Annotated in this window: 13 protein-coding genes and 1 pseudogene; 7 read left to right on the top strand and 7 right to left on the bottom strand. The window is 55.8% G+C overall.

Features of this window, described 5'->3' with window-relative positions:
* The 6 genes and pseudogenes from ACVWZF_RS09495 to ACVWZF_RS09470 all read left to right on the top strand — a co-directional run.
* Positions 1–80 (top strand): annotated as a pseudogene (locus ACVWZF_RS09495) (IS5-like element ISSoc13 family transposase); the annotation flags it as partial.
* A gap of 33 nt (positions 81–113) precedes the next feature.
* A complete protein-coding gene (locus ACVWZF_RS09490) occupies positions 114–521 on the top strand; it encodes a zinc ribbon domain-containing protein (RefSeq protein ID WP_071818175.1) in 408 nt (135 codons plus the stop codon).
* 89 nt (positions 522–610) lie between these two features.
* On the top strand, positions 611–1,057 hold the full coding sequence (locus tag ACVWZF_RS09485; protein WP_414417388.1) for a pentapeptide repeat-containing protein: 447 nt from the start codon (positions 611–613) through the stop codon (positions 1,055–1,057).
* Between the two features lie 52 nt (positions 1,058–1,109).
* Positions 1,110–1,385, top strand: coding sequence for a lipopolysaccharide assembly protein LapA domain-containing protein (locus ACVWZF_RS09480; protein ID WP_011434193.1), 276 nt, complete (start codon positions 1,110–1,112; stop codon positions 1,383–1,385).
* 197 nt (positions 1,386–1,582) lie between these two features.
* Positions 1,583–2,842: a 4-hydroxy-3-methylbut-2-enyl diphosphate reductase gene (locus ACVWZF_RS09475; RefSeq protein ID WP_011434194.1), complete on the top strand. Its 1,260-nt coding sequence runs from the start codon at positions 1,583–1,585 to the stop codon at positions 2,840–2,842.
* Between the two features lie 26 nt (positions 2,843–2,868).
* The gene (locus ACVWZF_RS09470) at positions 2,869–3,819 is read left to right on the top strand and encodes an AEC family transporter (protein WP_011434195.1); all 951 of its coding nucleotides are present in this window, start codon (positions 2,869–2,871) and stop codon (positions 3,817–3,819) included.
* On the opposite strand, the gene ACVWZF_RS09465 is transcribed toward ACVWZF_RS09470, so the two are convergent.
* Together ACVWZF_RS09465 and ACVWZF_RS09460 are read right to left on the bottom strand one after the other, a co-directional pair.
* On the bottom strand, positions 3,816–4,010 hold the full coding sequence (locus tag ACVWZF_RS09465) for a hypothetical protein (RefSeq protein WP_011434196.1): 195 nt from the start codon (positions 4,008–4,010) through the stop codon (positions 3,816–3,818). The genes ACVWZF_RS09470 and ACVWZF_RS09465 overlap by 4 nt on opposite strands.
* Positions 4,011–4,180: 170 nt before the next feature.
* Positions 4,181–5,716, bottom strand: a complete 1,536-nt coding sequence (locus ACVWZF_RS09460) for a hypothetical protein (protein ID WP_457411325.1) — start codon at positions 5,714–5,716, stop codon at positions 4,181–4,183.
* Positions 5,717–5,810: 94 nt separating this feature from the next.
* Here ACVWZF_RS09460 and ygfZ point away from each other — a divergent pair, with 94 nt between their 5' ends.
* Positions 5,811–6,779, top strand: a complete 969-nt coding sequence (gene ygfZ, locus ACVWZF_RS09455; RefSeq protein WP_457411324.1) for a CAF17-like 4Fe-4S cluster assembly/insertion protein YgfZ — start codon at positions 5,811–5,813, stop codon at positions 6,777–6,779.
* 65 nt (positions 6,780–6,844) lie between these two features.
* On the opposite strand, the gene ACVWZF_RS09450 is transcribed toward ygfZ, so the two are convergent.
* From ACVWZF_RS09450 to ACVWZF_RS09430, 5 genes are read right to left on the bottom strand one after another with little or no spacing between them, the layout of a single operon-like run.
* Positions 6,845–7,099: an HNH endonuclease gene (locus ACVWZF_RS09450; RefSeq protein ID WP_011430012.1), complete on the bottom strand. Its 255-nt coding sequence runs from the start codon at positions 7,097–7,099 to the stop codon at positions 6,845–6,847.
* 2 nt (positions 7,100–7,101) lie between these two features.
* Positions 7,102–7,524: a KGK domain-containing protein gene (locus ACVWZF_RS09445; RefSeq protein WP_457411322.1), complete on the bottom strand. Its 423-nt coding sequence runs from the start codon at positions 7,522–7,524 to the stop codon at positions 7,102–7,104.
* A 10-nt stretch (positions 7,525–7,534) separates the two neighbouring features.
* Entirely contained in the window at positions 7,535–7,900 is a 366-nt protein-coding gene (locus tag ACVWZF_RS09440; RefSeq protein ID WP_414388738.1) for a KGK domain-containing protein, read from the bottom strand.
* A 27-nt stretch (positions 7,901–7,927) separates the two neighbouring features.
* Positions 7,928–8,356, bottom strand: a complete 429-nt coding sequence (locus ACVWZF_RS09435) for a KGK domain-containing protein (RefSeq protein WP_041436828.1) — start codon at positions 8,354–8,356, stop codon at positions 7,928–7,930.
* Complete coding sequence (locus tag ACVWZF_RS09430; RefSeq protein WP_011430011.1) at positions 8,331–8,741, bottom strand: KGK domain-containing protein; 411 nt, start codon at positions 8,739–8,741, stop codon at positions 8,331–8,333. Before ACVWZF_RS09430 ends, ACVWZF_RS09435 begins: the two co-directional genes overlap by 26 nt.
* Positions 8,742–8,782 lie beyond the last annotated feature (41 nt).

Below are 8,782 nucleotides of genomic sequence, written 5' to 3'. Positions count from 1 at the left end.
TATTTTCTCGTTTTGACAAATTGGCCAGGAACTTCTTGAGTTTTCTCTATCTCGTCAGTGCTCTCTTTTGGCTCAAATGAAAGATCAACACAACCGGCAAAGCTCACAAGCGGGTGGCAGACATAAGGACTCCGTCCCGCTATCGCGAACGGCGACAGCTAGAGTACAAGGCCCGGCTCTACGGCTGTCAGGTGGTGGTGGCGGATAAGTTTTATCCGTCCAGCCAACTGTGTTCACGGTGTGGCCACAAACAGAAGATGCCACTCAGCGAGCGGGTATTTCGCTGCCCGTGTTGTGGTCTGGGGATAGACCGCGACCGCAATGCAGCGCTGAACCTGGTGCGGTGGTATTTTGAGTGCTACTTAAAGCGCTCAACTACCCCAAGCTCTGGGGAAAGAGACGCCTGTGGAGATTCCTCTAGCGGGGTGGTAAGCCTGAAGCTTACTACCAGTCACGAGTCGTGGAAGCAGGAAGAAAGCAGAGACGCGACAGGCACTGAACACTCTGGAAGTGTTTGTTAGCGTTTCGTAGGTCTTTCGGAGCGGTCATCAGTACCCCGTTGAGCAGCCAGAAATTGTTAAGCTTAACGCACGGATGGCAGTATCCGGCCATGCCCCGAGTGACAACTGCTGACGAGCTGCTGACAGAATATGCCTCTGGCGAGCGCAACTTTCAAGAATCCAACCTGGTGGGGGTGGACTTGGTGCGCTCCAACTTGCAAGGGGTGAATCTGAGAGGGGCCAACCTCTCCTTTGGCAAGCTGAGTGGCATTAACCTGCAGGAAGCCGATTTGCGCGGCGCCGATCTCAGCTCGGCCAACTTGATGGGGGCCAACCTCCGCGGGGCCAATCTTTGGGAAGCCAACTTGATCGGCGCGGATCTCAGCTTTGCCGACTTGCGGGAAGCCAACTTGCACGGTGCCTACCTTTGGGAAGCCAAGCTAACCCGCGCCCAACTGCAGGGAGCCGATCTGAGCGGGGCAAAAATCGGCGGAGCAGTGCTGACCGGCGCTGACCTCAGCGGAGCCACCCTACCCGACGGGAGTGTGCGGGCTTGAGCCACCCCCCCAGCAGACAAGGCAGAATGGAACTGTTGCGACGGGATCCCTGATGTTGCTGCTGTTCAACTTGGTCTTGACACTGCTGCTGGCTTTGGGAGTGGCAGTCCTGGCCGGGCAAAACCCCACCACCCTGACCGTACATTTCTTAATGTGGCGCTCGGTGGAGCTGCCTTTGGGATTTCTCATTGCCGCGGCCGTCGGCTTGGGCCTGTTGACGGTGGGGCTGGGCTCTCTCCTCTGGCCTGGGCGCAGCTTTTCTGCCACCGCCCGCCAATTACAGGAACGGGTGCGCCAACTGGAAATGCAGGATCAACCGCCCCAATAACGCACAATTGCCAAAGGGATCCCTCTGCTTTCTGGCTTTGGCTCAACAGCTTCGCTCCCGCCGTTGACTTGCTGGACGATTTTGTCGGTGGCCCTGAGGAAAGCGTGCCGAAATAGCTCGCCGACTGAGACTGGGCGTAAGCTGAGAAAGGATCCCTTCGCCGTCTGCTTGATCAGTGCGTATCTCCAACCGTAACCATGCCTCATTCCCAACCCACTTCCCCGGATCCCTCTCCCCAAGACCCACGGGCCCTGCGCAAAGCCCTGCGCGGATCCAGCACCTACTTTGCCAAGGGATTTGAAGAACACAAGGATCAGGCTCAACTGGAGCTGCAAACCACCTACAAAAGCCCCCTTGTGGAGCAAATCCGTGCCCAGTCCTACCGCTATCAGCGGGGCGACATTACCATTCACCTGGCCAGGGCCTTTGGCTTTTGCTGGGGCGTGGAACGGGCGGTGGAATATGCCTATGAAGCGCGGCGACGCTTTCCGGATCGGCAACTGTGGATCACCAACGAGATCATCCACAACCCTTTGGTAAACCAGCACCTGAAGGAGATGGGGATCCGCTTTGTGGAGAAAGGCCCGGACGGCAAGAAGGACTTTTCTCAGATCCGGCCTCAAGATGTGGTGATCTGGCCTGCTTTTGGGGCGAGTGCCTCGGAAATGGCGTTTTTCCGGTCGCAGGGCAATGAGATCGTCGATACCACCTGCCCCTGGGTTTCCCGCGTGTGGAACCAAGTGGACAAGCACCGCGCGGCTCAATTCACCTCTGTGATCCACGGCAAGTACAACCACGAGGAAACCGTAGCCACCAGCTCCTTTGCCGAAAAATATCTGGTGGTGCTGAACCTGGAAGAAGCAGAATGGGTCGCTCGCTACATTTTGCAAGGCGGAGATGCGGCAGAATTTCGGCGGCGCTTTGGCAAGGCCACTTCCCCCGGTTTTGATCCGGATCGCGATCTAGAGCGGATCGGCATCGCCAACCAAACCACGATGCTGGAAGGGGAGACCCGCGCCATTGCCAAGCTGTTTGAGACCACCATGCTGCGCAAATATGGCCCCCAGGAGTTAGACAACCACTTCATGAGCTTCAACACCATCTGCAATGCCACCCAAGAGCGGCAGGACGCCATGTTCGAGCTGCTCGAGCAGCCTTTGGATGTCGTGGTGGTGATCGGGGGGTTTAATTCCTCGAATACCACCCACTTGCAGGAAATTGCCCTGGCCAAAGGCCTGCCCTCCTTCCATATCGATGGTCCTGACTGCATCCAACCCAACAACCGCATCCGCCACAAGCCCCTTCACCAAGACCCGACAGTTACCGAAGGGTGGCTACCCGATGGGCCGGTGCAAATCGGCATTACCTCCGGTGCCTCTACCCCAGACCGCGTTGTTGAAGAGGTGATTCAACGCATCTTCGCCCTGCGTGAAGAACCTCGGCGGATCCCTGCCTAGGGATCCCTTCCCTCTTCCCTTTGAGCGTGCTCAACACCCTTTTTCAGGTTTATCCTCCCTTGCTGGGCTGGACGCTGCTGGGGTTTGCTCTCCAGAAGGGGCTGCCCGGCGGCTGGAAGCGTTGGCTGGATCCCCACGCCTTGGGGCGATTCATGTTTTGGGTGGGAGTGCCCCTCAGCATTGTCGGGTTTATGCAGGGGGTGGATCTGTCGGGCCAAATCTGGGTCGCCCCTCTGATCTGTTGGCTGTCGGTGGGGCTGGGGTTTGCCTTGACCAGCGCCTGGCTGTGGTGGCAGCACCGTGGTGTGGGGGATGTCCCCAACTGTTGGAGCAGCGCACAGCAGGGCAGCTTTCACCTGACCGCCACCCTGGGGAACACCGGGTATTTGGGCTACCCCATCTGCTTGGCTGTGGCCGGAAGGGCTTACTTTGGCTGGGCCCTGTTCTACGATCTGCTGGGCACTCTCTTCATGGCCTACGGGTTTGGCGTGTGGGTGGCCAGCCGCCACGGCAGTTCCCATGCCCAACCTTGGCAGGTGGGCCTCCACATTCTGCGCACCCCTGCCCTCTGGTCGTTTGCGATGGGCCTGCTGCTGACGCGCGAACCTCTGCCGGGTTGGCTCTCTCAAGGGTTGGCGGCTTTTGCTTGGAGCATGATCCCGCTCAGCTTGATGATCCTGGGGATGCGATTGGCCCAGGTGAAGCGCTGGGGATCCTTTCTTGCCGCCGGAGTGGCCCTCTTGATCAAAATTGTGATTGTGCCGCTCTTGGTGGGAATCGGCCTTGCCTTCACCCCCTACCCGCCTCTGGCCAAGCTGGTGCTGGTCCTGCAGAGCGGTATGCCCCCCGCCATCGCCACCCTGGTGCTCACGGAAGAATACGACTTGGATCGGGAAATTACCGTAACTGCCTTGGCCGTGGGGTACTTGGCCGCCTTGCTGACCTTGCCCCTCTGGCTGGGACTCTGGGGATCCTAATAGGCCAGGTGAGACAAGGTTTGCTCGAGGTAGCTATGCACCAGTTGATCCAGCTCTGCTTCCTGAGTGGGCAACTCCCGGCCCTGGAGCCATCCCCGAAAACCCGAGCTTTCCACAATGGCCTGCCGCAATGGCTTCCAAACTGCTTGCGTGCGCAGTGCTGTATCGGAGCTGAGAGCAGGACTGATCATGAGAAGAAGGTGAGTAGGAGTGATTCACCCTCAGAATAGCTTGGATCCCAGTTGACTTTGGCTCTCTAGGATACAAATCTCCCCTCTATGCTGAGCAAGCCTTCTCTCAGTCGCTCAGGCAAAACCAATCCATCACCATCAACCAACTGGCGCAAGAGGCCCAGGGATCCCTAAACGAACAATTGGCTGCGCTGCTCGACCCGCAAAGTTGGCCCCAAGGCATTGAGAAGAGAGACGCCGTAGCTGCGGACGATAATGCGGCTATCCAAAATAGCCACCCATCGAGTGGGGGAGCTGGGGTCTTCTCCCGAATCAGAGCCTTGCCGCAGAGGCGCGACGGCCCGTTGCAACTGGGCAGCAGCCACCGGCAAAAGGTACTGACGAAACCAGTCCTGCTGGGTGCGTTGCAGATATTGCACCCGTCCGGCCACCCTTGGGTCTTCCACAGAAGGGAAGGGCAAAGTGGTGATCACCATCAGTTCCGGGCGAGGCAAGCCGGCCTTGTGGTGCAGCCAGTAGGGCCAGTCGCAGACCAAAATGCCCTTTTCGCCGGGGAACGGGCTGTTTACCCGCACCCGTGAGCCGAATTCGGCAGCCAAAGCCGCCCCCACCTGTGCCTGCAGAGGCTGATCCGACACCAACACCACCACAAAGCCCTGCGCTTGAGGGATCAGCTTTTTCAGCTCTTGCAGCAGGTGATCCTGAAATAGAGGGCTGTTGGGCAGGGGGAGGCGCGGCAAGTAAAGGGAAAGCTCCGCCCCGCCAGAACGTGGCCAACCCTCGCCTGAGGCAAACCGCAGCGGCGTCAGATCCGGCAAGCCCAACCGTCGCCGATAGGTTTCCGCCTGGCGATCCAGATCCAGCGCTTCCCCAATAATCACCACCGGCTGTGTGGCCCAAATGGGGGCCAACCAATCCTGCAGAGCCGCCGGGCTGTGGTGAAGGGTGAGGCGACCGGTTTCTCGGTCGGTTTCGGCCCACCAAATCCATTTGGAGACGGGATCCCCCTCAGAGCTGAGCTGCCGGCGGATTTGATCCCAGGGATCCGGCAGCCAGCCGGGGTAGCCTGTCACCAAAGACAGCACAGCATCCAGGTGAACCTGTTCATCCGCATGAAGCAGACAGCGGGAAAGAGGCCGCCGCAAAAGCTGAAGGGACAAATTGACCTGAACCTGGGAGAGCTGCTCCGCCTCGGCAGGGAAGATTTGCCGGAGCTGTTGCCAATGGCTGGCTTCCAGGGTCACCGTTAGCGCCTGGTAGGCCCAATCTTCCAGGTCTTCGGCTCCATCCAGGATCAAAGGGATCCCCGTTGGCACTTCCGAGGATCCCTTTCTCAAGCGAGCTTGCAGCCAATCCAGGGGATCCACCAACAGCAACCCCTGGAAATCGGGATCCGGCCAACGGTCTTTTTGCAGGACGGGCTTATGCAACTGCAGGGTGTGCTGTAGCCAGGGGATCTCTTCCCCCAAAATTTGCGCCTGCACAGGAGCTGTGGCACAGAGCAAGGTGGGGTTGGGCCACATCAGGGCCGGCAGCAGATAACTGAGGCGGTGCTGACCCCCAGCAGGCACCTGGATCAAGGTGCTGCGACCCAACCGCAACCCTCGCGCCACCATGCGAGCCATCGTCAACTGGTGGGGCCACAGGGCTTCGGGAGACTGCCGCAAAAGCTGCCGCAACTGTTGGTGGACTTCAACCTCAATCACAGTTCAGTACGCCGGGGGTCTGCCACAGACGGTAGGGTGAACTAGCCTATTCTAGGGTAGAGAAGAAAACCAAAGCCCATCTCTGGGGTGAGCGATGTCTCTTCTAGCTGCTGTTTCCAGGGGATCCCTGCTTCTGGATCGCTCCGGGTGGGGCCGTTTGCGCATGAAGGGATCCCCAGGCTTGGACTATCTGCACAACCGAAGCACCCAAAATCTGAAGGCCCTCCAGCCAGGGCAGGGGGCCGACACGGTTTTCGTGACCCCCACCGCCGGCATCCTGGATTTGGCAACGGTGTACGTGGGAGAAGAAGACTGCTGGATCTGGACTTCACCCCAGCGGCGCAGCCTGCTGATGCAGAGTTTGGGGCGCATGCTGCCTTTGGTGCGGGGAGCACAGTTGAAAGATGAGACAGATCAGACCTTTGGTTTTGGATTGCTCGGCCCCCAGAGTCAGGCTCTCCTGGAGCAAGTGGTGAGCTCAGAAGAGATTCCGACCAGGCTCAATGAGCACTGCGCCGTGGAGATCCAGGGGATCCCTGTCCATCTGACTTGTGGCACGGGTCTTGCCCAGCCGGGGTTTACCCTCTGGGGCGCCATTGACCAGAAAGCAGCTCTTGAAGAATGCTTGCTCCAAGCCGGAGCCAAGCTGGCCCCACCTGAGCTGTGGGAAGTCCTCCGCCTAGAAGCGGGTCGACCTGCCGCCGACCAAGAGCTGACCTCAGACTACAACCCTCTGGAAGCCGGCCTGTGGCAGGCTATTTCCCTTGGCAAAGGTTGCTACGTTGGCCAGGAAGTCTTGGCCAAGCAGGTAACCTACCAGCGCATTCGGCAAACTTTGTGGGGGATCCGCCTTCAAGGAGAGGCTCAGCCCGGCACAGAGATTTTGCGGCAGGGGGAAAAGATTGGTTTACTGACCAGCGCGGGCTTGACTTCGCAAGGGTACCTGGGATTGGGATACGTGCGCACCAAGTTTGAGCCCGCCGAAGGTCTACAAGTAGAAGTCGGCTCGGTGCCGGGAGTCCTGACTCGAATGCCGTTTTTGAGCTTTCCGCCTATTGTCTGAGGTTGTTTTTGCAGACCTCTCTCCTCTCTTTTCTAGAGGGAGAAGCGTAGGCGAAACACCGCAACTCACCAGTCAAAGTGGCGGCGAAAGCGGGGATCCCGTCGATCCTTTTTGCGTCGGTTACAGGTTTTGCACAACGTTTGCAGATTGCTGATGTCGTTGCTGCCCCCTTGGGCAATGGGGATGATGTGATCGATCTGAAGCTGAACCTCTGGGGGCGACTTTCCGCAACCGCGACAACGGAAGCCGTCTCTTTGGAAAACATACTCCCGCACGGCTGCTGGAATTAGAATCCTTTCGCCGGATTTTCTTTCTTTCATCGTTATTCATCCATACTGCGAAGATCGTCCAGTGGAGACTTTTCATCTAGAGGTTCTAATATCTCTTGGTCGGGTTCTTTTATCAGAAATTCAGGATTGTCAGGATAAAAGTCAATCGTAACTTCTACTCTTACTTTTACTCTACCGGTCTGCCAACCGTTAGTTTTAGGAGAAAGAATCGAGCATGGAACTCCTTTATGGAAAAAATGAACCTGATCTTCATAGGGAATACCTGTTTGTATCTGTATCTCACACGAACTCAAGTAACTGTCTAGTCCTCTTCCCATTTGGTCAAACCTCAGGAAATAAGAATTGATAGAATCGCAAAGCTTGGAAATCATGTAGACTTCCTGCTTATTCTTCTCGTTGATAAAAGTGATAACTCCGTCTCGCAGTTGGCTAAGATTAATGGATGTTTTTGTCATCTTATCGACCTCAAGACATAGAGACAACTTGAACAGCCCGTAAATCATCCAGTATAGAATCCTCTAGTTTTCTGGGAGCGCTATCTCCAGAATCTCTATATGGGTCATCAGGAACAAACTCGAGATAAACTTTGACTGATATCTTGCCAGAGATCCACGACTTTCTGGGCTGTAAGACTCTAGATTCTATTCCATCCACGAGCATTTTAATGTCCGCATAAACCTTTCTTGATTTAAGGTAACCGTTTGTCCGTAAAGTATCTGAAAGAAGGTAATTAATAATTGCACTATGCAATCTACTTGGAAGGTAGACTTGATCACCAATTCCAACGACAGTTTCCCTATCATCTGACCTAAAAACTATCGGATCGACCACGGCATTGTCTCCTATTGCTAACAGACTTTACTGACTGACATCTCCCCGAATGTCATCCAAAGGCGATCTACTGCTCCCTGATCCCGTTTCTTCTGGCTCAAACTCAACCACTAGTCTCATCCTAACTCTACCAGCAATCCACGGTGAGCCAGGACGTAAGAGTTTAGCAGGAATTCCTTTCACGTTAGTTATTCCGTTCAAGTTGCTCCATAGAATCGAGACTCCCTTTTCGCTAAGTTTGCTGGATAAGTAGGATCTGATACTCTCATAAACAATCTCTGAGTACACCTGAGCAAACTCTTGCGAGTAGATTAGGCGTCCTCCTATATCAATGACAGTATTTTGGAAAATATCTAGCTCAACAAAGCACTCCTGAGATTGATCATTACTTGACACTTGCCCAACCCCCTCTATGTCTCTCTGGCTTAGGCTAGCTCTCACTTTCGCGAAGGTCATCCAGAGGGGATCCACTGCTGCTCTCTGAGCCTGTATCCTCTGGCTCAAACTCTACAATGATCCGCAATCTGACTCTGCCTTTTTCCCAATCCTTCTTGCCTGGCACCAAGAGCTGACAAGCAAGTCCCTGCCCAAACCACTTCGCTTCTTGCAACAATTTTTCTTCTGGCTTGGGAGCAAGAAGGCTACTGGCAATGTTGAGCAAGTCTTCCGGCGGCAGGATCCCTGAGGATCTCAAGGCCGCAATGAACAAGCGATGCAGCTCTTCTTTCTTGGTCAAGTCCTCTTGGGCTGCTTTGACCAAGTTGGCAACCTTGAAAGTTTTCTCCCTTACAGAGAGGATCCCTTCTGGGTGCTGCTGTAGAGGTATCGATTTGGATCCCATGACTTTATCTGGATCAAGATCAATCAAGATCAAGTGAAAGG

The organism is Thermostichus sp. OS-CIW-30 (genome assembly GCF_054060215.1).
Note: the sequence above shows the minus strand (reverse complement) of the source record. Positions and strands in the feature narration are given on the sequence as shown.